This is a genomic window from Rhizobium sp. BK376 (genome assembly GCF_004341625.1).
Lineage (GTDB): Bacteria > Pseudomonadota > Alphaproteobacteria > Rhizobiales > Rhizobiaceae > Rhizobium.
Window position 1 is genome coordinate 752,060 of sequence record NZ_SLZG01000001.1, and the last position, 22,695, is coordinate 774,754.

Below are 22,695 nucleotides of genomic sequence, written 5' to 3' on the forward strand. Positions count from 1 at the left end.
CCCTCCGAGGGAGGTTTGCATGACCCACATCCCCGATTTCTCCACCGTCCCGTGGACCCGCCCGCAAACCGCCGCCGGAACCGTCACCAGCGCGCCGTGGGAGACGCCCGAGGGCATCGCGGTCAACCGCAGCTACGGCGAGGCCGACCTGCAAGACCTGAATTTCCTCGACACCTATCCCGGCATAGCCCCCTTCATCCGCGGGCCCTACCCGACCATGTATGTCCAGCAGCCCTGGACGATCCGGCAATATGCGGGCTTCTCGACGGCGGAGGAGTCCAACGCCTTTTATCGGCGCAACCTCGCGGCCGGGCAGAAGGGCCTGTCGGTCGCCTTCGATCTCGCCACCCATCGTGGCTATGACAGCGACCATCCGCGCGTGTCCGGCGATGTCGGCATGGCGGGAGTGGCAATCGACAGCATTCTCGACATGCGCCAGCTCTTCGACGGCATTCCGCTCGACCAGATGAGCGTGTCCATGACGATGAACGGTGCCGTCCTGCCGATCATGGCGCTCTATATCGTTGCCGCCGAGGAACAGGGCGTTGCCGAGGAGAAGCTGTCGGGGACCATCCAGAACGACATCCTCAAGGAGTTCATGGTCCGCAACACCTATATCTATCCGCCGCAGCCCTCGATGCGGATCATTTCGGACATCTTCAGCTATACCAGCGCGCGGATGCCGAAATTCAATTCCATCTCGATTTCCGGCTACCACATGCAGGAGGCCGGCGCGACGGCTGATCTCGAGCTTGCCTATACGATCGCCGACGGCATCGAATATGCTCGCGCCGGTGTCGCGGCCGGGCTCGATATCGACAGCTTTGCGCCCCGCCTCTCCTTCTTCTGGGCGGTCGGCATGAACTTCTTCATGGAAGTGGCGAAGATGCGTGCCGCGCGCCTGCTCTGGGCCTCGCTGATCGCGAAGAACTTTTCGCCGAAGGACCAGAAATCGCTGGCGCTGCGCACCCATAGCCAGACCTCCGGCTGGTCGCTGACTGCGCAGGATCCCGTCAACAACATCGTGCGCACCATGGTCGAGGCGATGGCCGCGACGCAGGGGCACACGCAATCACTTCACACCAATTCCTTCGACGAAGCGCTGGCGCTACCGACCGATCATTCGGCGCGGATCGCCCGCAACACGCAGATCATGCTGCAGAAAGAGTCGGGCACGACACGGATCATCGATCCCTGGGGCGGCTCGGCCTATGTCGAGCGGCTGACCCATGATCTCGTTGCCCGCGCGCTGAGCCACATCGAAGAGGTCGAGGCCCTGGGCGGCATGGCAAAGGCGATCGAGAAGGGTATTCCGAAGCTCAGGATCGAGGAAGCGGCCGCAAGGACGCAGGCGCGTATCGACAGCGGACATCAGACCGTCGTCGGCGTCAATTTTTCGAGGCCGGATCAGGATATCGAGGTCGACGTGCTGAAGGTCGACAATTCGGAGGTGCGCGCCCGCCAGCTCTCGAAGCTGCAGCAATTGAAGGGCACGCGGGAGACGTCTGCGGTCGAGGCCACGCTCGATGCGCTCACCGATGCGGCCTGCAACGCCACCGGCAATTTGCTCGATTTCGCGATCAAGGCAGCCCGCGCCCGCGCCACGGTCGGGGAGATTTCGCTGGCACTGGAAAAAGCTTTCGGACGGCATGTGGCGGAAATCCGCACCATTTCCGGCGTCTATCACAAGGAGGTCGGCGACAGCGATCCCGCTTTCAACAAAGCGGTGGCAAAGGTCGAAGATTTCCGCAGGCACAAGGGCGAGAAGCCGCGCATCCTCATCGCAAAGATGGGCCAGGATGGGCATGATCGCGGCCAGAAGGTGATCGCGACAGCCTTTGCCGATCTGGGCTTCGACGTCGTCGTCGGGGCGATGTTCCAGACGCCCGAGGAAGTGGCCGATCTCGCGGTCCGCGAAGGCGTCGATATCATCGGCGCCTCCTCGCTTGCGGCGGGACACCTGACGCTAGTGCCGGAACTCAAGGAAGCGCTGTCGCGCCGCGGCGGACGCAACATCCTGATTGCCGTCGGCGGCGTCATCCCGCCGCAGGATTTTGCAGCGCTCGAGGCCTCCGGTGCCGACGCAATCTTTCCGCCCGGAACCGTGATCGCCGAAGCGGCCAGTGCGCTGGTGGACAGGCTGTCGAAATAGGCGTCTTCAGGAAGCCCGACGCTGAAGCGTCAGGCCGCGATGCTCTTGAAGAACTGAATGCTCTGATCGATCTCGCCAGGCAAGGCGGACGTGTGGCCACCCGTCACCATCGCGACATCCATCTTCACGCCGCCGGCATGGGCACGCTTGGCAAGCAAGCCGAGCCGGGTGACAAAGTGCTCTTCCTCGCTCCCATGCGAAACCCGCATCGGGCATTTGAAGCTGTGGGCATAGCAGACCGGCGAGCGCATCTGGAATTCGCGCGGGTTCTTGTCGTCGAAGCGGATATCCTGCGGATAACGCGCAAAGAAGGCGAAGGAATCAGGATTGCCGGACATGGGGGCGGCGGCCCGGAAGCGCCGGGTCGACATGGCCGTAAGCATGGCCAGCGTGCCGCCGACGCTGTGGCCTGCAAGGAACAGGCGGTGCGGATCTACGCCAGGCAGATGTCGCAAACGCTCCGACGCCGCCAGCACGTCGTCGACCTCGTCGTAGAAGCCGGAGAAATTGCCCTTCTGGCCGTTTTCCCCGCGCATCGACGGGATCATCACGACATAGCCAGCCTCGATATAGGGCTTTACCAGAAGCCAATGCCCCTGGCCGATGGCATTGCCACCATGCAGGAAGAGCACGGCGGGCTTCGGCTTTGCGGTGCGCTGGTATTCCGATACCCAGGCGACGAGCTCGAGTTCACCGCCGTAGCCGCTGCGATAGAAAATCTGGTCTGCCCCTGTAGGAGCCACCAAGGGTTCGTACTTGTCGGGCGCCGGCCCCTTGTTCAGCAAGTGGGTACGGAAACGACGACGCTCGCGGGCGTAGTCACCGGACAATTGAATGGGATCGTCGGAAGATGCCGGTGGCGGGGCGGCCTTGGTCGACACGCCTGGGGCTGGAGCCGGCGCCGTCGCGGCGGCTGCAGGCTTTGCGGCCGGATCAACGGTCGTGGCAGTCTGCTGAGCCGCGTCGGTTGCGCTTGCCAGTCTTGGCAGGAGGAAGGATGCAGCAATGCCCGTCAAAACGGTGCGGCGGCTTGGGCGAAAGGCTTTTTCTTCAGACAATGTTATGCTCCGTCCACGTATGCCCCGCCAAGCTGAATTTGCACGGGAAGAATGACGCCGCCAACTCACATTCTGGTGAATGTCGGCGCGTAGAATCAGCAACTTCTAATCATCGACGGCAGGAGCTTTCGCGTCAATCATCGCCACCAAAGTTTCCAGCCGATCGGCTTCGTAGGGTGGCTTGTCGGGCCTTAGCCGGGCAATGCGGGGAAAGCGCATGGCAACGCCGGATTTGTGACGGGTGGAACGATTGATGCCTTCGAAAGCGACTTCCAGGACGAAGCCGAAATCGCGCTCGGCGCGCACCGCGCGCACCGGACCAAAGCGCTCGACGGTGTTGTTGCGCACGAACTTGTCGAGGACTTCCAGCTCGGCATCGGTGAAGCCGAAATAGGCCTTGCCGACGGGGACCAGCTGTTCGCCTTCCGGGGTCAGGGCCCAGACGCCGAAAGTGAAATCAGAATAATAGCTGGAGCGTTTGCCGTGGCCGCGCTGCGCATACATCATGACGGCATCGACATTGTAGGGATTGCGTTTCCACTTGAACCACGGGCCCTTGAGCCGCCCCGACTGATAGACGCTGTCGCGGCGCTTGATCATCACGCCTTCGATGACGGGATCGGGCGGCGAAGAACGCAGCTGGTCCAGCTCCTCCCAGGAAGAGAAATCAACCAGAGACGACAGGTCGAAGCGGTCATGCGGGGCTGCCTCGATGATGTCGGACAGCCGCTCTCGGCGGTCCAAAAATCCCCTGCCCCGCACGTCTTCCTCGCCATCGAAGAGCAAATCATAGGCGCGGATGAAGGCCGGGTATTCGTCGAGCATCTTCGACGTCACGGTCTTGCGGTTCAGGCGCTGCTGCAGATCGGAGAAGGTGCGCGTCGGGCTGTTGGAACGGGTCGTGCCGCCGATCAGCAACTCGCCGTCGACCACGCCCTCAAAGCTGATGGCGTCGACGATGTCAGGAAAGGCGGCGGAGATGTCGTCGCCGGAACGGGAATAGAGCTTGCGCGTCTCCGCCGCCCGGGAGAGCTGGACGCGAATGCCGTCCCATTTCCATTCGGCGGCGAAATCCTTGGGATCAAGATTGTCGAGATCGCCAGGCTCGACCGGATTGGCCAGCATGACGGAATGGAAGATCGCCGGCGTTGCCAGCACCGGCCGGTCGCCCTTGCCCTCCAGCCACTGGAACAGGCTTTCATAGGGCGGCTGCAACCCGTGCCACAGCGTCTCGATCTCGCCGACCTCCCTGTTCGAAAGATCCGCCAGCGCCTGCTTGGCGAGACGGGCCGACACGCCGATGCGCAGGGCGCCGGTCGCGAGCTTGATGAAGGCGAAGCGACCGGAACTGTCCAGCTGGTCGAGAAGATCACGGACGTAGCCACGCACCTCGGTGCGACCGAGTGCATTCATCCGCCGCACCACTTCGCCCAGCCTTGGCTGCGTCGCGGCCGAGCGGTCGATGTCCTTCTCCTCGTCCCAGACCAGGGAGATCGTTTCGGCAAGATCGCCGACATAGTCGTAGGAGTAGCGAAACAGGACCTCGTCCATTCGCTCCAGCACCAGCTCGCGCAACATGGCCGGCTTGACGTTTCTGACCTCGAGCGTGCCGGCAATGGCGGCTAGGCCATAACCGCGGTCGGGATCGGGCGTCTCGCGGAAATAATCGGTCAGCAGCTTGAGCTTGCCATTGCGGCTCGGCGTCAGCACGAGGCGGTCGAGGAGGTCTGCGAAGGGTTTCATGGCTTGCCCTTGACCGTTGTGTGTGCCGCATACCTCCCTCTGTCCTGCCGGACATCTCCCCCACAAGGGGGGAGATCGGATGGAGCGCGCTTTTGCCCAAACAATGAATGGCGCCACGAGATCCGACGTCGCGAGGCATGAAGGTCCAACCACTTGTGATCTCCCACCTTGTGGGGGAGATGCCCGGCAGGGCAGAGGGGGGTATCGGCAAGCTCCGACGCCATCAATCCCCCTCATCCTCGTAGCCGATCAGATGCAACGGCTTGGCCGCAATCCCCTGCAGCTCGCACCACCGGACCAGCGCCTCCTCGCGGCCATGGGTAACCCAGACCTCGCCGGGTTTCAGTTCGGAAATGGTCTCCGTCAATTCCGGCCAGTCGCAATGATCGGAAATCACCAGCGGCAGTTCGACGCCGAGCTGCTTGGCGCGTTGGCGCACCATCATCCAGCCAGACGCAAAGGCCGGCAGCGGTTCGCTGAAACGTCTGGCCCAGCGATCGGAAAATGTCGATGGCGGCCCGACGACGATGGCGCCTTTGAATAGTGATTGATCCCGGCTTTCCACCGTTGCCGGCAGCAATTCCCCGAGATTGATGCCCTGCCCAGCATAGTAGTCGCAGAGCCGCTCCAATGCGCCGTGAATATAAATCGGCTTGTCATAACCCGCGTCGCGCAGCAATCGGATGACCCGCTGCGCCTTTCCGAGCGCATAGGCGCCGACCATGTGCGTACGCTCAGGAAACTGCTTCAGCGAGGCAAGCAGCTTGCGCGTTTCGGATAGCGGGTCGGGATGATGGAAGACCGGGAGGCCGAATGTCGCTTCGGTTATGAAGACTTCGCACGGTACCGGTACATAGGCATCGCAGGTCGGATCCGGCCGGCGCTTGTAATCGCCCGACACGACGATGCGCAATCCGTCCTTCTCGATGGCGATCTGAGCTGAGCCGAGGACATGGCCTGCCGGGTGAAAGCTGACCCTGACGCCATTGATCGTCAGCACCTCTCCGAAACCGACCGGCTGTTCGGCGCCGGCAAAGTCTTCGCCATAGCGAATGCGCATGATGTCCAGCGTCTGGCGGGTAGCAAGCACGCGGCCATGGCCGGAGCGGGCGTGATCCGAATGGCCATGGGTGATCAGCGCCCGATCGACGGGGCGCACCGGATCGACATAGAAGCCGCCGAGCGGACAGAAAAGCCCTTCAGGGGCGGGATAAAGCAGCTGGTCGGGCCTCATGACAGGCAAGATAGCGGAATCTGCCTGATCTGCCAGTGCGTTGATGTGCAAACCAGCCCCGTTGGCGGCCGGATCGGCAGCCGGGCGGACTTAGATGCCGTCGCGCAGCATCCGTTCGATCTCGCCGGGTGCAACGGGCTTGGAAAACCGATAGCCCTGCGCTTCGTCACATCTGTTTTCGCGCAGGAACTCCAGCTGTTCCTCGGTCTCCACGCCTTCGGCAACGACAGCCAGCTTGAGCTTGCGCGCAAGCGAAATGACGGCGGAGGCTATGGCGACCGTCGTCTCATCGCGCGGCAAGGCCTCGACAAAGGCGCGGTCCATCTTCAGACGATGGAAGGGGAAGGTCTTCAGCGCCGCAAGGCTCGAATAGCCGGTCCCGAAATCATCGATCGAGAGGCGAACGCCGAGTGTGCCGAGCGAGCGCATGACCGTCAGGGCGCGCGGCACATCCTGCATCAGCGTGCTCTCGGTCAGCTCCAGCTCCAGCCAGCAGGGATCTAGACCGCTTGTCTCCAGAGCTTCGACGACGTGTTCGGCGAGAGCCGGATCGCTGAACTGCTTGGCGGAAACATTGACGGCGATCGTGACAGGCGGCAGGCCCATGTCCTGCCAAGCCTTATTCTGACGGCACGCCTCGTTCAGCACGTGGAGGCCCAGAGGAATGATGAGGCCCGTCTCCTCGGCAAGCGGGATGAAATGGCCGGGCGGCAGCACGCCGCGGTCAGGATGGCGCCAGCGTACCAAGGCTTCCAAACCGACGATCTTGCCGGTTTCGAGATCGACCTGCGGCTGATACTCGATAAAGAGCTGGTCGGAACCGATGGCGTGGCGAAGCTCGTCCTCCTCGCTGATCGGCATCGTATCGGCGCCGTTCGGCCGATTGTAGTAGTATTGCAGCGTATTCCGGCCAAGTTGCTTGGCCTGATACATGGCGGCATCGGCATTTGCGAGCAATTCTTCCGGCGTCTGGCCATCGAAGGGAAATGCTGCGACGCCGATGCTGCTGGTGACGGTCACATCCGCATCGGCAATCTTGATCGGACGGGCGATGACTTTCTGCAATTCGCGCAGACGACGCATGATGCCGGCATCGTGGCGCGCCTGATGGACGAGCACGACGAGAAATTCGTCGCCACCCAGGCGCACGATGATATCTGACGCGCGCAGACAGTTGACCATGCGCGCCGACAGCTCCTTCAGGACCTCGTCGCCAGCGCCATGGCCGAGGCCATCGTTGATATCCTTGAAATTATCGAGATCGATATAGGCGACCGTCACCTTGCGGCTGTTGCGGCGCGCCTGGAACAGGATTCTCGCCATCTGATCCTTCAGGAAAGCCCGGTTGGGCAATCCGGTCAGGTCGTCGTGATGCGCCATGAAATAGATGCGCTCTTCCGCGCGCTTGCGCTCGATGGCAATGCCGGCGATGTGCGTCGCCATATCGACCAGCTCCATTTCCCGCGTCGTCGGCGTTCGGACTTCGGAAGAGTAGAGAGCAAAGGTTCCGAGCACATTGCCCTGCGGCGTCATGATCGGGGTGGACCAGCAGGAGCGGAGGCCGAATTTCTGCACGACGCCGCGAAAATCCTCCCAGAGCGGATCGGTCTCGATGTCGCTGACGATGACCGGCTTGCCGCGCCAAGCAGCCGTGCCGCAGGAGCCGACCGAAGGACCGATGGCGACCCCATCGATCAGGCGGCTATAGGCGGCGGGCAGGTTTGGCGCAGCCCCGTGGAAGAGATGCAGGCCTTCCGGGTCGAGCAGCAGGATGGACCCGTTGATACCGGTAAGCCCCGTCTCGACGAGCAGGACGAGCGCTTCGAGGATCATTTCCAGCGGCTCGCACTTGGCGATCATTTCCAGCAACTGGGCCTGCCCGCGGCGCAGATTCTCCCGACGCTTCTGCTCGGTGATGTCGCGAGAAATGCCGATCAGCCCGATGACTTCGTTCTGGTCGTTGCGCAGGGGAATCTTGGATGTCAGCCGATAGGCCGGGGGGCTGCCATCGACCGATGGGACGCATTCCTCCATTTCCAGCCGCCGCTCGCCCGACTCCAGGATTTCCTGTTCGATGCGGAAGAATTCCTTGGCGACATCGTGTGGCAGGAGATCGAAATCGGTCTTGCCGGCGAGCGCGCTGGCATTGTCGAAGCCGAGGGTCTTTGCCGTAATCGCATTGGCAAAAACGAAGCGGCCCTGGCGGTCCTTGACGTAGAGAAAATCGGGCAGCTCGTGAACGAGGGCCTTCAGGCGCAGATCCTCGATGCCATAGGCAACGTGATGCGCATTGGCTGCCATCAGGGATTGGGTTGCCGCGAGGAGCCGCCGGGTTTCGATCTGTAGCGGGGCTACTTCCTGCGACTGTCGAGCCCTCATCCCGTTCATGACGCTCGTTCTCCCTAATTCGTCATTCCGTGAAACGCTAACCCCTGAAAACTCGTCGATGATATCGCAGGTTTCCTTCGGTCCCCTTAAGCGGAAGGGTGAACAGAGCGACAAGAAATTCCGCAAAAAGGCACCGGTCGATCATCGCAGGACGTATCAAATCGGGACAGATATCGATGGCACGGTTTGTGCTTTGGTAGGCGCAGTAAACACGGAGTTAACGATGCCTTCCCGCCGCGACTTCCTAGCCTGCCTTGCCGGATCGGACTGTCGCCGCAGCATTAGAGCAGCGCGCCTTTGCCGCGGCCGCTTTCGGCGCTTTCCTCGGCAGATATGCGCGGCGCGATCGATGCCGTCGCCTACAAGACGCTGCCCCCCGCGGTCGGCAACAAGAGCCAGAAACTGCAGGCGATGATCGATGATGCAGCCCGCAAGGGTCATTGCGGCAATGGCGGCATTTTGGTGCATCGCTGGGAAAAGGGAGAGGACGGGACCGTCATCTCCGGCAACCGCATCGCCAGGATCGGCGCGAGGGATGGCGGCACCGGGCAGAACGGCAACGGAATCAACGTCTTCCGCGGCGCCGGCGTCACGGTCACAGACAATCACATTTCCGACTGCGCCTTCACCGCCATTCGTGCCAACTCGGCCTCGAACGTGCAGATCAGCAACAATCAGTGCCTGCGCTCCGGCGAGACGGCAATCTTCTGCGAATTCGAGTTCGTAGGCGCCATCGTCAACGGCAACCTCATCGACGGTGCAGCGAACGGCATTTCAATTGCCAATTTCGACAAGGGCGGCAGGCTTGCAAGCGTTACCGGAAATGTGGTGCGCAATCTGTCGCTGACGGGACCCTACAGGCAGGATAACGGCTTCGGCATCGGGATCGCGGCTGAGGCAGATACCCTGGTCGCCTCGAATGTCGTCGAGAATGCGCCGCTCTGGGGCCTGAAGCTCGGCTGGGGGCCGTATCTGCGTAATGTCGTTGCGACAGGCAACATTGTCCGCCACTCCGGCGTCGGCTGCGCGGTCTCCGTCGCTGATGGCGCCGGCGGTGCCGTCATCTCCGACAATCTCTTCGAGGATGCCGCAAAGGGCGCCGTCGTCGCCTTCCTCTGGGACAAGGCTGCTTCGGGCGATCTGGTTGCCGGAAGCTCCACCTATCCGCACCTGACGATCGAGCGGAACCGGCTCGGCTGACCATCAAAAGCATTCATGGCTGATATCAGGTGATGCCTCTTCCGTTTTGACATCTGTCGGATTAGCGTCCGGCCGGACAACAACAGGGGACCAGTCATGCTCACGATCTACGGCGTCTATCGCTCGCGCGCCTCGCGCAATTACTGGATGGCGGAAGAACTCGGCATCGAATTCAAGTCGGTGCCGGTGCTGCAGGCGACGCGCATGGACAATCCGCTGGCAGCAGATGCGCCGCTCAACACGCTCTCGCCGGACTTTCTGGCCGTCAACCCGATGGGCATGATCCCGAGCATCAAGGATGGCGATCTCGTGCTCAATGAGTCTCTCGCCATCAACCTCTATCTGGCGCGCAAATATGGTGGCCCGCTTTCGGGACAGACGGTCGAGGAAGAGGGCTTGATTGCCACCTGGACCATGTGGGCCGCGACCGAAGTCGAGCCGCATTCGGTCGCCATCGTACGCATCTATGATCGTGAGCAGGAAAACTCCGATCAGGGCAAGGCCGGCATCGTGGTTGCCAGCCGTTCCCTGAAGAAACCGCTCGATGTGCTGGAAAAGCGCCTGACGGGGCAGGACTATATTGCCGCCGATCGCTTCACCGTCGTCGATCTCAACGTTGCGGAAGTGCTCCGCTACGCCCAGACCGAAGACGCGCTTTTCGACAGCCGTCCGCATCTCAAGGCCTGGATCGAACGCTGCCAGTCGCGCGCGGCCTATAAGGCCATGCAGGCGACACGGTCAAAGGAACCGATCAGCGTCTGACGAAATCAGGCGAAGGGCCGCATGCTTTCGGCCATCTCGTCACGAATCCATGCCTTGAAGTCCGTGACCTTCCTGGGCTCGCGTACGCCTTCGGCCGTTACGAAATAATGGCCGAAGCCGGTCTTGACGCGGATGCCGAAGGGATCGACGAGACATTTCTGTTCCAGCGCATAGGCCGCCAGCGTCTGCCATGCGAGCAGAACGCCCTGCCCCGCAATCGCCGCATCGAGGCAGAGCGAAGCGTCGTTGAAGACATGGCGCGCCTCCATCGTCTCGCCGGACAATCCCACCTCCCGCAACCAGACATCCCAGGAAAACATTGCACGTCCGTCTATGACGGCGGGAATGCGCAGCAGGTCAGCCGGCTCCTTCAGGCCGCGGGCGATCTGTGGCGAGACCACGGGAAAGACCTCCTGCAACAGCAACAGTTCCGATTTGACCCCAGGCCAATTGCCCTCGCCGACGCGGATGCCGATATCGACATCTGACGTCGCAGGATTGACGAGCCGCATGGTGGCGTCGATGCGCAGCCGGATTTCGGGATGACGCTCGGCAAAACGATGCAGCCGGTAAACCAGCCAGCGGGCGGCCAGAACCGGCGCGACTGAAATGGTCAGGATCGTGTCGTCACGATGTTGGGCTGCCATGACGGCTTCGGACAGTGCTTGAAACCCCTCGCCCAGCCGCGCCAGGATGCCGACGCCGGCATCGGTCGCAACCATGCCCTTCGGCGTTCGCTCGAAAATCTGCCGCCCGAGCTGCGCCTCGGCCTTGATGACCTGCTGGCTGATGGCGCCGATCGTGACGCCGAGTTCGTCGGCGGCCGATTGCAGCGACCCGAGGCGCCCCACCGCCTCCAGCGCCCGCAGCCCGTTCAAATGGACGATGTTGAGGTTCTTCATATAGGATATCTATACCGACCTCTTGCCATTCTCAATTGAATTCCAGTCATTGCGGGCCGATACTGATTACATCGATCAAATTAAGTCTAATGATCCTGCCGCATTCGGCGCCATCGGCGTTTTTGAGCGGCGGAAGAGCGAGGAGGCATTGCCATGTCCGTGCTCAAGCTTTTCTTGACCCATATCCTGCCGGCCAAGTGGCTGGAGGAAGACACCGTTTCCACGTCGCACGACCCGTTGCTGCATCCTGACATCAGGGTCATGACGCTGGCGGAGCTGGCCGATCTGCCGCTGATGCCGGAGAATCTGGGGCGGACGATACCGCAACCGGTGGCCTGCCTGCCGGAGCGCCTTCGCTGTGCTTAACGCTCGCCATCGCCGGCTGTCCGGACTATTCTGCCGATGTTATCACTGACGACGGCGGTCCCGGATGAGCGAGACGGAAGAGATTTTCAAGCGCTTGCAGGCACTTGCCGCGGAGGCTGATCTGCCCGAGGTCGAACTCGGCACCAGCTATGGCACGCCTTCGCTGAAAGTGGGCGGCAAGTCGTTCGTGTCGGTCAAGAATGCCGAGACGATCGTGCTGTCCATCCCGATCGAGGACAAGGAACGCCTCATCGAGATGGCGCCCGATATCTATTATCAGACCGACCACTATGTCGGCTGGCCGTCGCTGCCGCTCAGGGCCCACGCCATCGACGACGAAGAGCTCAAGCGCCGGCTGATCGACGCCTGGCGCTTTCGAGCCCCGAAGAAGCTGCGTGCGTCCTTCGATGGCAACTGAGCGTGTGACATTAGTCGATCAGGCTCTTTCGATTTCCCTCGCCCGCTGAACGGCAGGACGCTCCAGCATGCGGGCGCGGTGTTCGCCCAGTTTCGGCAGGCGGTCGAGGTCGACTCCGTCGCCCTTTGCCCATCCGAACATGGTGAAGAGATAAGCGTCGGCGACGCTGTAATCCTTGCCCATCACCCAGGGGCCGCGGAGCATCGATGTCTCGATGAGCCCCAGGCTCTCGCCCATGGTCTGCGGCACCTTGGCCTTCATGGTTTCCCTTGCAGCCTCGTCATCCGTCCAGCGATAGCCGCGGCGGCCATGGGCGTGGTTCACATGCACGGTGGCGCAGAGATAGTTGTTGAACGACTGCATCAAGGCAAATTCGAAGAGATCGTCGAGAGGTGCAAGGCGTGCCGATTTCGCGATCTGTGCGACATAGGCAAGAATGGCCGGCGTCTCTGATATCGCGCCCTTTTCGGCGATCAGCACGGGAACTCGGCCCTTCGGATTGAGGCGCAGATATTCCGGCGATTGCTGCTCCGCCTTGCTGAAATCGACCCGCTTGGCTTCGAAGGCAAGGCCGGATTCTTCCAGCGCAATCAAGCTCGCCAGTGAGCAAGCTCCCGGCGAATAATACAAAGTCAACATGCCCGCTCCATCCCGTTTCAAAGGGAGCCTTATAGCGGATTCGCAGCGTAGCGGGAACATTGATCCCGTAATGGGCATCGGGCTGGAACGAGCGGCATGCCGCCCGTTCCGTCGCAGACAATCATGTGCAGCCCGGCACATCCTCCAGCCGATGCCAGACGGGAATGCCGCGCTCACGGGCGATCCGCACATCATTATCGGCGCCCTTGGACTCGCCCGGAAGCCGCAATACGCCTTCGCAGAGCTCGAGCAGCCGATGGGCGGTCGGGTGAAAGACTTCCTCGTAAAGCGCGTCGCCGACGGCCTTGCCGCCCGCGGCATTCCACACCGGCAGGGCCACCCATTCGCCAATCATCGGCACGTGGCCGGCCCTGAACAGCGCATAGGACGGCTCCTCCAGGCGCTTCAGGTTCATCGCCATCTTTTCCGGGTCGTCTCCGGTCCCTGAGCGATAGGGTCCAGCAATCAAAATCAGCATGTTATCTCTCCTTTGCCCCGCCTCATGCAGGAAACTGCCCGAATATGCGGGAAATTTCTTGATCGTCGAGTCAATTCAGGCATAATCACGATAATTCATTCATTTTCGTGCGGGAGCGTGCATGCTGACCAGTCAACGCCAGACCATTATCCTCGACCTGCTCCGCCGCGATGGGCAGGTTGTTGCGAAGAGCGTCGCCGAGGAATTCAACCTTTCCGAAGACACGATCCGTCGGGATTTGCGGGAAATGTCGGCACAGGGCCTGCTGAAGCGGGTGCATGGCGGGGCGCTGCCGCTATCGCCGGACCTGCCGGATTTTTCGACGCGCAGGACAGTCTCGTCGGAAGAAAAGCGGTCGCTGGGCGCTTATGCGGCGGGTATGATCCGCCCTGGGCAGACGATCTTTCTCGATGGCGGGACGACTACGGCCGAGATCGTGCGGCATTTGCCGCGCGACTTCGCCTTTACCATCGTCACCCATAGCCCGACGATATCAGGCGAACTGGAACATCATCCGACCGCCGAAGTGATCCTGATCGGCGGCAGGCTCTACAAGCATTCGATGGTGGCGACGGGCGCATCGGCGATCGTGGCGATCTCGCTCGTCCGACCGGATATCTTCTTTCTCGGCGTGACCGCCGTTCATCCCGCGCATGGTCTTTCGACAGGGGATTTCGAGGAAGCCACGATCAAGCGGCACATCGCCCAATGTTCGGTGGAAACCTATGTCATGGTGACGGAGGAGAAGCTGGACACCGTCTCGCCCTGCCACGTCGTGTCCCTGTCAGCCATATCAGGACTGATCGTTGCAGCAAGCGTGCCTGACGAGCGCCTCAAACCCTACCGGAGCGCCGGCGCGGCGATCCTGAAGACATGAAAATTTGCAGCGAAAGCCAGGCGACCTCTACCTTCTGCTGCGGCAGGAGACTTGCCAGCAGAGCGCAGGCGAAGATCATGAGGCTCGCATAGATCGGGGTCGTGTCGTCGATTCCAAGCTCGGCCAGATAGTTCAATTGCGGCTGCAGGTTAGCGATAGCAGCGCCGAGGGACGGCATCTGCATTTTGCCAGCAAGGAGAAGCGGCAGGTTGGGCTGGTTTGCAAATGCCCAGAGCGTGACATGGGCGGCTGTGAGAGCAGCGGCATAGCGGGGCAGTCTCCAGGACCCCAGCGGCTGACGATCGTCATCCTCGAAGGGAACCAGCAGATAAGCAGCAAACAGAACGAGGAAGAGCAGCGGCAGCGGTAGGACGCCGAAAATGGCATCCAACTGCACATGCCCCTCCCAGATGCTGACGAATATCGTTGGAAAGTCCGTGGACGCTGCAAACCAGACAATGGCTGCAATGCTCCAGAGGAGGCTCAGGCGCAGGAAGAGAATGCGCGCAAGCATGCAGAACAGGACTATGCCGCCGCAGAGCCAAAAGCCGGCGGGTTTAACCGCACCGCCCATGAGGGAGATCAGCGGACCGCAGGAGCCGGCATTCCTTTCGCAGCCGGAGAACTGGATGATCGTCCAGCCGACATAATCGAAATAGATCGCGCAAAAGACGAATGTCCCGATTGCGATCAGCATCCACCAGAGATAACGGCCTGCGAACATGTCATGCCCTCATGGCAGGGAACACGAAATCATTTCGGACCGATTGTATGCAAAGGCCGCAGCGCTGCATGCGGCTTTCGCAGAATTGGTTTAATTCATATTAGAGTACACGTATATTAACAAAACGTGTTTCGCTTCGAGACACAGTCAGGCAGTGAGCGCTGACGTGACGTAGATGTCGCCGACATGGATGCCGTTCCAGTTGTGGAGGGCCTTGTTGGCCATCGCCATCAGGCCGGCATGGACCTCGCCATCCCTTTCGAAGAAGCGCGCCAGCGTCGCAGTGACCATCGCCTCGGATGCACGGCCATTGCCGTCATCGCATTTGAGGGCGAGCGCAATCCCCTGCTCCGGGATCGCCGCACAGAAGACGCCCTCGGCGCCTGTTTTGGCGAAGATGCGGCCGGGCGCAAGGCTCATCAGCTTGGTGCAGGCGCGACCGGTACCGGCCACATAGAAGGGCTCGGCCATGCAGGCATCGAACAGGCGGCGGGCGGCCTTGGCGCGCAACGGCTCTAGGCCCGCGCCGGTCGCCATCCGGGCAAAGCCGTGGGCGAGCTTCTGCAGCGGAACAGCGTAATTCGGGATGGAGCAGCCGTCGGTGCCGCAATTGTCGTGGCCGAGTGCCGCGCCCGTCAGGCTCTGCATCGTGTCGCGGATCTGCTGCTGCAGCGGGTGGTCGTAGCCGACATAGCCCTTGGGATCGATGTCCTGGTGACAGCAGGCGCAGACGAAGCCGGAATGCTTGCCCGAGCAGTTGTTGTGAAGCGCCGTCGGCTTGTCGATGGTGCGCGCCTGGTGGATGATCGTCTTCTGGTCGGACGACCAATGGGCGCCGCATTCCAGCGCGTTCACGTCACGGCCGGCGCGGGAAAGCATGGAGGCGGCGAGCGCCACATGCTCATCCTCGCCGCTATGCGAGGAACAGGCAAGCGCCAGTTCCTTGTTGCCGAAGCCGTAGGCGTCGGCCGCGCCGCTTTCGACCAGCGGCAGCGCCTGCATCGCCTTGCAGGCCGAGCGCGGAAAAACGGCCTGCTCGATATCGCCCTGCGAAAAGACCGTGCGACCATCGCCATCGACCACGACGATGGAGCCGCGATGGCGGCTTTCGACGAGATTGCCACGGGTGACTTCGACGCAGACGGGATTGGTCATGAGACAGGGATTCCTGATTTGTGGGGTCCGCCAGTGATAACGACTGCACGACGGATTGCCAATCGTCATATCAAGTGAAGAATCCGATCGTATCTCTTATTGCGCCATGATTGCATGGGTCTAAAAGGGCGGGATCAGGAATCACGTCTCCCATCTCCCATGTTTTCAGCCCTTCTCCGCATCATTCGCGATCCCTATCTGCGCATCCCGACGCTGACGCTCTTTGTGGCCGGCTTCACCTATGCCTCGACCCTGCCCTATCAGTCGATGATCGGCATCGGCGAATTCGGCCTGAGTGACGGGCTCTATTCGATGCTGATCTTTGCGGCGGCGGCGATCAATGTCGCGGCCAGTGTGCTGCTCGGCATATTGTCGGACAGGCTGGGCGACCGGCGACCCCTGGTGCTGGCTCTGACCATCGCCGGCATCTTCGGCTATGGCCTGATCTATGAGGTCAGGAGCGTGCCGGTCTTCGTCCTCTGCGTGCTCTTCCTGATCCCGGTTAGCAATTCCACCTTCTCGATCCTGTTCGGCAGCATCCGCGCCACGACCAACGAGATCGCGCCACGCGAGGCCGTTTCGATCACCTCGACGGTGCGGGCGGTCTATTCCGGATCCTGGGCGTTGATGCCAGGGCTCGTTGGGCTTTATCTCGCGCATTCGCAAAGCATGATGCCGGCCTATGCGGTTGCAGCGGCGGCAAGCCTTGCCTGTTTCTGCCTCTATTTCTTCTTCGTGCCACGCAGCGTCGGCAAGACGGGCGGAGCGACCTTCGGAGAGGAGGGGTTTCTTGCGTCGCTCATGCGGTTGCTGGACCCATCGCTGATGATCCGGCTTGGCGCCATGGCGCTGATCACGGGCACGCAGCGGCTGAGCACGACGCTCTCTCCGCTGATCACCACGCAGATGGTGCACGGCACCGTGACCGATGTCGGCTTCCTCTCAGGAGCCGTCGCCTTCCTCGAAATGCCTTTCATGCTGTTCTGGGGCGCGATGCTTCGCCGCTTCCACAATGTCCATGTGCTGGTCGCCGGCGCCCTGCTCTACTCCACGCACCTGACGCTCGTCAGCTTCGCGACCGAGACGTGGCAGCTTTATGCACTCGTGGGCATCAATTCCTGCGGGGCTGCGGCCATCCTTTGCGTGCCTATCTCCTATCTGCAGGATCTGATCGCCGACCGGCCGGGGCTCGGCAGCTCGCTCATCGCGGTCAACATGTTCCTTAGCGGTGGCGTCGCTGCGATCCTGTTCGCCATCGGCACGGCAATCGGCGACTATTCCGAGACAGCCCGCGTCGGCGCCGCGAGCGGCCTTATCGCTGTTGTCCTGATGCTGGCGCTGGACGGGAAGCGGTCCAAGGCAGCGACCGCCTAGGCGGGACTGACGATATAGGCGCAGCGGCGCGCGCCATGCAGAATATGTTCGGTCCGCTCCACCTTCGCACGGAGAACGGTGCGGAAGGTCTCAAGCTCGGACCTGCAGAAACCGGCGCAGACTGATGCGGCAGCACAGATCGGGCAATGGTTCTCGACGAGGATCAACGACCCGTCCTCCTCTTCCCAGCTGTCGGCCATGTAGCCTTCCCGCGTGCGGATCGCCGCGAGGGCACGAACCCGGGATTTGAGGTCGCCTTCGCTGCCGATTTCGGCCAGATAACGTTTCTCCGTCTCGATCTCGCGTGCCGAAATGACGGTATCCAGCGCGCCGGATCCCAACTGCTCCACGAGCAAGGTCAGAAGGTTTGCTGTCAGCTCCGCATGGCCGTCGGGAAATTGCCGGTTTCCGGCCTCGGTCAGATGCCAGAGCTGGCGGGGGCGTCCGCGACCTGACGCGGTCCCGGTGACCGCCTCGACCAAACCGTCCTCGGCCATCTTCATCAATTGCTGCCGCGCTGCCTCCGAGGTTATGCCGAATGCCTCGCCGATGGAGGCGGCGAGCTGCGGCCCCTCATTCTTGAGCAGGAGAAGAATTCGGTTGGCTGACGTCTGGTGCATTTATTTTTCCAAGTTTCTTCTTGCTTTAATAATCGGTCCGTGCAATTTTTCCAAGCAATAACTTTGAAAATAATAATTCTTCGCCAGGGAACATCAAGGATCGCCCCATGTCCGGTCTCGACGAGGCAGCGCCCGTTGCCTCCACATCCGTTTTTCGTCTCTTTTCACCGGAGCTTCTGCCCGCCACGCTCATTCTGGCGGGCGGTGTCACCCTCTACGCGGTAGAGAGCTATATTACCGCCACCATCGCGCCATCGATCGTGCGCGACATCGGCGGGCTGGCACTGCTTTCCTGGGTGACCAGCCTCTTTGTCGCGGCTGCCGTTCTCGGCTCGATCTTCGTTGCAGCCCGACCGCGCGGAATAGGCTTGCGAAATGTCTATGTCATCGCCGCGATCGTTTTCGGTGCCGGCAGCCTGATTTGCGCGCTGGCCCCATCTATGCCGATCGTGCTGGTCGGCCGGACCATACAGGGCTTCAGCACGGGTGCGCTGGCCGCGCTCGCCTATGCCTTCATCCGTTTCGTCTATCCGGAGCCGCTATGGCCGAAGGCTTCCGCGCTTTACGCCGCGATCTGGGGCATATCGACGGTCATCGGGCCGACGCTCGGCGGCTTCTTTTCGACGGGAAGCAACTGGCGCTATGCCTTCATCGTGCTGGTTCCGCTCGGCGGCTTGATGGCGATCTTCGCTCCACGCCTTCTGCCCCGAGTGGAGGATGACCGGATGAAGCAGCGAGCGCCGCTTGCGCAGATCGCATTCCTGCTGACGGCCGTCCTGCTTGTCGGCTTTGCGGGCACGGCGGAGAGAATGGACATCAAATCTGCGCTGATTGCCGCATCCGCGATTGCGGTCATTGCCATGTTCACTATCGAGAAGCGAAGCGCAAGCCGACTTCTGCCCGCAGCCGCGATGATGCTCAGGGAACCGATCTCGCGGGTCTATCTCACCATGTTCGCCCTGACCCTGATCCTGGTGAGCGATATCTACATTCCTTATTTCCTGCAGATGTTGCACGGGGTTACGCCGCCGATTTCGGGCTATCTCGTCGCTCTGGTCGCGCTCGGCTGGACCGCCTCGGCTTTCCTTGGCGGGTCCTTGACGGGGCGTCGGGCCAACGCAGCCATCGTGGCGGGCTGCGTGGTGGAGGCGCTGGCGACCGTCTCGATGGCGTTCTTCCTTGCCCGGGAGAACACGGCAAGCGACGTCGTGGTGCTTGCGCCTGTCACCATCGGCCTATTCCTGATGGGTTTCGGCGTCGGCCTCGGATGGGCACATCTTGTGGCAAAGGTGCTCCGGCTGGTGAAACGCGACGAGCAGGACAAGGCATCCGCCGCAATTTCGATGCTCAGTGCACTCGCCAGCGCCTTTGGTGCGTCCTTTTCGGGCGTCATCGTCAATAGCAGCGGCCTCGTCGATCCCGGCGGCATTGCCGGAAACCTTTCGGCCGCCCACTGGCTCTATATTCTGATGGCGCTGCCCGGCGTCATTTCGATCGCCGCATCGCTTTCGCTCATGCGAGCTTCAGCATGATCTTGCCGATGTGATTGCTGGTTTCCAGGAGGCGATGGGCCTCGACGACATCCTCGAACGCGAAGGTCTTGTAGATGACGGGGGCGACCTTGCCGCTATCGAGCAGCGGCCAGACCTGGGAAAGCAGATCGTCGCGGATGGCGCGCTTTTCCTCCGCCGTGCGCGGACGCATGGTCGAGCCAGTGACCGTCAGGCGCTTGACCATGATCGGCTGCAGGCTTGCCTTTTCGACAACGGCACCGCCGAGGAAGGCGATGATCGAGAGGCAGCCATCCTTGGCGAGGGACGCCAGGTTCTTCTCGAAATAGGCGGCGCCGATCATGTCGAGGACGATGTCGACGCCATGGCCGGTCTCTGCCTTGATGACTTCGGCGAAGTCTTCTTCGCGGTAGTTGATGGCCCGCTTGGCGCCGAGCTTTTCGCAGGCTTCGCATTTCTCCTTCGAGCCGGCGGTCGTATAGACCGTGGCCCCGAAAGCGCGGGCGAGCTGGATGGCGGTCGTGCCGATACCGCTGGAACCGCCATGGATGAGGACGCTTTCGCCTTCCGTCAGGCCCGCCATCTGAAAGAGATTGGCCCAGACGGTGAAGAAGGTTTCCGGCACCGCGGCGGCCTTGACGGCATCATAGCCGTTCGGGAAGCGCAGCGCCTGGCCGACAGGAAGAACGCAATATTCGGCATATGCGCCGCCGTTCGTCAGCCCGCAGACCTTGTTGCCAATGGAGAATTCGCTGACGCCGGGGCCGACATCGACTACTTCGCCTGCTATCTCAAGGCCGAGGATCGGGCTTGCATCCTTCGGCGGCGGATAGACGCCTTGCCGCTGGGCGATATCGGGGCGGTTGACGCCAGCGGCTTCCACGCGAACCAGAATCTCGCCCGGCTTCAGCTCCGGCAGCGGCTTGCGAGCGATCGTCATCACTTCGGGCGCACCGAAGGAGGGCAGATCGACATAACGCATTTCAGTTGGCAAGGTCATCTTCAGATCTCCCCGGTCCCACCTCAAGGATGGGCACGCGCTCCCTGGACCCTGCCGGGGAGGCAATGCGACATGAGGACATGGACATAGTTCAGAGTTTCGGGCTTGGAAAGGACCGGTGCATGAAGGGCGTCAATTGGTCTCGCCCAAAGGGTGGAAAGCGATGCCGGTTTCGCTTTCCTTGGCCTTCTTCTTCAGGCCGGCGATGGCAGTGCTGACGCGGTTGATATCGTCGATGACGAGGCCTTGCGGCAATTCGAGGACACCAATCGAGCAGCGCATCAGCGGGAAGAAGGTTTCGACGCCATTGCGGTCGTGGCCGTGAAGACGACCCGCGGCGCGATCTTCGTCCGAATAGAGCGTCACGACATCCTCTCGGAAATCCTTGAGCAAGCGAGCAAGCACGTCGCTCAATTCATCGATATTTCCGCCCTCGACCCCGATGAAGAAGTCGTCTCCGCCGACATGGCCGAGGAAATGCCGATCGGCAAAGAAATAGCGGCGCATCAGGGCTGCAAAGCGCGAAATCGCGTGGTCGCCGAGATGGAAGCCATAGGCATCGTTGAACGGCTTGAAGTTGTCGAAATCGCAGTAGCAGAAATAGCGGACCTCGTCGCCGTCGCGACCGGAATGCTGCATGAACTCCCGGATGGCGCGATTGCCCGGCAGGCCTGTCAGCGGGTTCTGATCCTGCGCCATCTTGAGCTGCTTTTCGTTGATCACCTTGATGAGCGAGGCGGCCGAAACAATGCCGGCATAGCGCATGCCTTCCGTGATGATAAGGCAGCTGCTGCCTTCCATATTGGCGAAGATCGCCATCAGCTTTTCCGCATCGGAATCAAGGCCGACGATCGGCGCCATTTCGACGAAATGCGAAATCGTGCGCTCATAGACCTTGTTCTTCAGGAGATCGCGGCCGAAGGGCTGATAGATATATTCCTTGAGATGGTACTCGTGGATGATGCCGCGCGGTTCGCCATTGGCGTTGAGCACCGGGAAAAACGCCTGGCGCGGGTTGCGGCGGAAAATCTCGAACACGCTGTCTATGCTGTCGGTTTCGTAGATGGCCGGCAGCATTTCGATCTGCTTGCGGATCAGGATCTCGTCCAGCGACTGATTGTTGCGCTTGATTTCCCCGAGATCCTGCAGATGCGGGAAAGCAGGCTTCAGCTCGTTGACCAATGTCGTCGGTCGCGCGATGAACCAACCCTGCACGAGATCGACGCCGAACTCGCGGCAGGCCAGAAATTCCGCTTCGGTCTCGATGCCTTCCGCAATGACGCGCGTGCCGAGCACATGGGCTATGTTGACCATGTTCTTCAAGAGATGACGCTTGCGGGAACTGCGGTCGATGTCAGCCACAAAATGCCGGTCGATCTTCAGGTAGTCGACGGCATGGTCGCAGAGCAGCTTTACCTCGCCGTGACCGACGCCGAAATCGTCGATCGCCAGCTTGAAGCCGATCTTGCGCATCCTTTCGATCAGCGCCGAGAATTCCGGTACGCTCGTATTGTCGAACCGTTCGGAAAGCTCGAAGCAGACGGATGAAGGAGGAATGCCCGCCTTCCGCAGATGCTGAACAAGGCTGTCGATCAGGGCGTCGCCTTGCGGGATCAGCCGGACATCGAGATTGAGAAAGAGGGTCGCTGTCGCGCAATCGGGCAATGTTGCGAATTTCGCGAGCGCCCGGCTCGCCACCATCTGTTCGAGGGCGAGGAGCTGACCTGTGCGTTCTGCCTCATCGAGAATTTCGATCGGGGTTTCAAAACCGATCCGGTCCTGACCGCGCATCAGCGATTCATAGCCGAAGACAGTGCCCGTACCGGCTTCGACGATCGGCTGGAACGCGTTTTCGACGACGAGCTTGGCCAGAGTGACAATTTGATCGCTAGCGTATTTGCGCAGCGAGGCCGGCTCGACGGTGGCAGTGATAGACACGCCAATCTCCAAATGTTTTTTACTTTATCGTTTTCCTTCGGACCATTGCCGACAACGGTCAATGAAACCTTTCGGCTCTGTGAAACTTTTGTGAATTCCCGCTCAACCTACACGCGTCGGGCGATCCAGCTAAATGTTATGGCAACCCAGCATATT

General features: G+C 61.3%; 19 protein-coding genes and 1 pseudogene. 8 read left to right on the forward strand and 12 right to left on the reverse strand.

Annotated features, from left to right (window positions below; all coding sequences use genetic code 11):
• The first annotated feature begins 19 nt into the window (after positions 1-19).
• A complete protein-coding gene (scpA, locus tag EV561_RS03890; protein WP_132517761.1) occupies positions 20-2,152 on the forward strand; it encodes a methylmalonyl-CoA mutase in 2,133 nt (710 codons plus the stop codon).
• Positions 2,153-2,181: 29 nt separating this feature from the next.
• Here the strand turns inward: scpA and EV561_RS03895 are convergent, their stop codons facing one another.
• The 4 genes from EV561_RS03895 to EV561_RS03910 all read right to left on the reverse strand — a co-directional run bounded on the left by EV561_RS03895 (position 2,182) and on the right by EV561_RS03910 (position 8,575).
• Positions 2,182-3,216 (reverse strand): alpha/beta fold hydrolase, encoded by a 1,035-nt coding sequence (locus EV561_RS03895; RefSeq protein ID WP_132518095.1) that lies wholly within the window; start codon positions 3,214-3,216, stop codon positions 2,182-2,184.
• A gap of 99 nt (positions 3,217-3,315) precedes the next feature.
• Positions 3,316-4,953 carry a cisplatin damage response ATP-dependent DNA ligase gene (locus EV561_RS03900; RefSeq protein ID WP_132517763.1) on the reverse strand — a complete coding sequence of 546 codons (1,638 nt, stop codon included), beginning with the start codon at positions 4,951-4,953 and terminating at the stop codon, positions 3,316-3,318.
• 223 nt (positions 4,954-5,176) lie between these two features.
• On the reverse strand, positions 5,177-6,187 hold the full coding sequence (locus EV561_RS03905; RefSeq protein ID WP_132518097.1) for a ligase-associated DNA damage response exonuclease: 1,011 nt from the start codon (positions 6,185-6,187) through the stop codon (positions 5,177-5,179).
• Positions 6,188-6,277: 90 nt separating this feature from the next.
• Positions 6,278-8,575 carry an EAL domain-containing protein gene (locus tag EV561_RS03910; RefSeq protein ID WP_245512578.1) on the reverse strand — a complete coding sequence of 766 codons (2,298 nt, stop codon included), beginning with the start codon at positions 8,573-8,575 and terminating at the stop codon, positions 6,278-6,280.
• Between the two features lie 441 nt (positions 8,576-9,016).
• Here EV561_RS03910 and EV561_RS03915 point away from each other — a divergent pair.
• Both EV561_RS03915 and EV561_RS03920 read left to right on the forward strand, forming a co-directional pair.
• Positions 9,017-9,775 (forward strand): annotated as a pseudogene (locus EV561_RS03915) (TIGR03808 family TAT-translocated repetitive protein); the annotation flags it as partial.
• Between the two features lie 96 nt (positions 9,776-9,871).
• Complete coding sequence (locus EV561_RS03920; protein ID WP_132517765.1) at positions 9,872-10,537, forward strand: glutathione S-transferase family protein; 666 nt, start codon at positions 9,872-9,874, stop codon at positions 10,535-10,537.
• A gap of 5 nt (positions 10,538-10,542) precedes the next feature.
• On the opposite strand, the gene EV561_RS03925 is transcribed toward EV561_RS03920, so the two are convergent.
• Complete coding sequence (locus tag EV561_RS03925; RefSeq protein ID WP_132517767.1) at positions 10,543-11,439, reverse strand: LysR substrate-binding domain-containing protein; 897 nt, start codon at positions 11,437-11,439, stop codon at positions 10,543-10,545.
• A 153-nt stretch (positions 11,440-11,592) separates the two neighbouring features.
• Here EV561_RS03925 and EV561_RS03930 point away from each other — a divergent pair, with 153 nt between their 5' ends.
• Together EV561_RS03930 and EV561_RS03935 are read left to right on the forward strand one after the other, a co-directional pair.
• Positions 11,593-11,805, forward strand: coding sequence for a hypothetical protein (locus EV561_RS03930; RefSeq protein ID WP_132517769.1), 213 nt, complete (start codon positions 11,593-11,595; stop codon positions 11,803-11,805).
• Positions 11,806-11,869: 64 nt separating this feature from the next.
• The gene (locus tag EV561_RS03935; protein ID WP_132517771.1) at positions 11,870-12,223 is read left to right on the forward strand and encodes an MmcQ/YjbR family DNA-binding protein; all 354 of its coding nucleotides are present in this window, start codon (positions 11,870-11,872) and stop codon (positions 12,221-12,223) included.
• Positions 12,224-12,241: 18 nt separating this feature from the next.
• On the opposite strand, the gene EV561_RS03940 is transcribed toward EV561_RS03935, so the two are convergent.
• Complete coding sequence (locus EV561_RS03940; protein ID WP_132517773.1) at positions 12,242-12,862, reverse strand: glutathione S-transferase family protein; 621 nt, start codon at positions 12,860-12,862, stop codon at positions 12,242-12,244.
• A gap of 121 nt (positions 12,863-12,983) precedes the next feature.
• Positions 12,984-13,340, reverse strand: a complete 357-nt coding sequence (locus tag EV561_RS03945; RefSeq protein ID WP_132517775.1) for a DUF4406 domain-containing protein — start codon at positions 13,338-13,340, stop codon at positions 12,984-12,986.
• 121 nt (positions 13,341-13,461) lie between these two features.
• On the opposite strand from EV561_RS03945, the gene EV561_RS03950 reads away from it, so the two are divergent.
• Positions 13,462-14,217, forward strand: coding sequence for a DeoR/GlpR family DNA-binding transcription regulator (locus tag EV561_RS03950; RefSeq protein WP_132517777.1), 756 nt, complete (start codon positions 13,462-13,464; stop codon positions 14,215-14,217).
• On the opposite strand, the gene EV561_RS03955 is transcribed toward EV561_RS03950, so the two are convergent.
• A complete protein-coding gene (locus tag EV561_RS03955) occupies positions 14,174-14,941 on the reverse strand; it encodes a hypothetical protein (RefSeq protein WP_132517778.1) in 768 nt (255 codons plus the stop codon). The two genes, EV561_RS03950 and EV561_RS03955, sit on opposite strands and share 44 nt — an antisense overlap.
• Before the next feature lie 147 nt (positions 14,942-15,088).
• Positions 15,089-16,096, reverse strand: a complete 1,008-nt coding sequence (locus tag EV561_RS03960; RefSeq protein ID WP_132517780.1) for an asparaginase — start codon at positions 16,094-16,096, stop codon at positions 15,089-15,091.
• A gap of 159 nt (positions 16,097-16,255) precedes the next feature.
• Here EV561_RS03960 and EV561_RS03965 point away from each other — a divergent pair, with 159 nt between their 5' ends.
• Positions 16,256-17,470 (forward strand): MFS transporter, encoded by a 1,215-nt coding sequence (locus EV561_RS03965; RefSeq protein ID WP_132517782.1) that lies wholly within the window; start codon positions 16,256-16,258, stop codon positions 17,468-17,470.
• On the opposite strand, the gene EV561_RS03970 is transcribed toward EV561_RS03965, so the two are convergent.
• Positions 17,467-18,090, reverse strand: a complete 624-nt coding sequence (locus EV561_RS03970; RefSeq protein ID WP_132517784.1) for a helix-turn-helix transcriptional regulator — start codon at positions 18,088-18,090, stop codon at positions 17,467-17,469. The genes EV561_RS03965 and EV561_RS03970 overlap by 4 nt on opposite strands.
• 107 nt (positions 18,091-18,197) lie before the next feature.
• Here EV561_RS03970 and EV561_RS03975 point away from each other — a divergent pair, with 107 nt between their 5' ends.
• Positions 18,198-19,622 carry an MFS transporter gene (locus EV561_RS03975; protein ID WP_132517786.1) on the forward strand — a complete coding sequence of 475 codons (1,425 nt, stop codon included), beginning with the start codon at positions 18,198-18,200 and terminating at the stop codon, positions 19,620-19,622.
• On the opposite strand, the gene EV561_RS03980 is transcribed toward EV561_RS03975, so the two are convergent.
• The gene (locus tag EV561_RS03980) at positions 19,603-20,601 is read right to left on the reverse strand and encodes an NAD(P)H-quinone oxidoreductase (protein ID WP_132517788.1); all 999 of its coding nucleotides are present in this window, start codon (positions 20,599-20,601) and stop codon (positions 19,603-19,605) included. The two genes, EV561_RS03975 and EV561_RS03980, sit on opposite strands and share 20 nt — an antisense overlap.
• 132 nt (positions 20,602-20,733) lie before the next feature.
• Positions 20,734-22,539 carry a GGDEF domain-containing protein gene (locus tag EV561_RS03985; protein WP_245512579.1) on the reverse strand — a complete coding sequence of 602 codons (1,806 nt, stop codon included), beginning with the start codon at positions 22,537-22,539 and terminating at the stop codon, positions 20,734-20,736.
• Between the last annotated feature and the right edge of the window lie 156 nt (positions 22,540-22,695).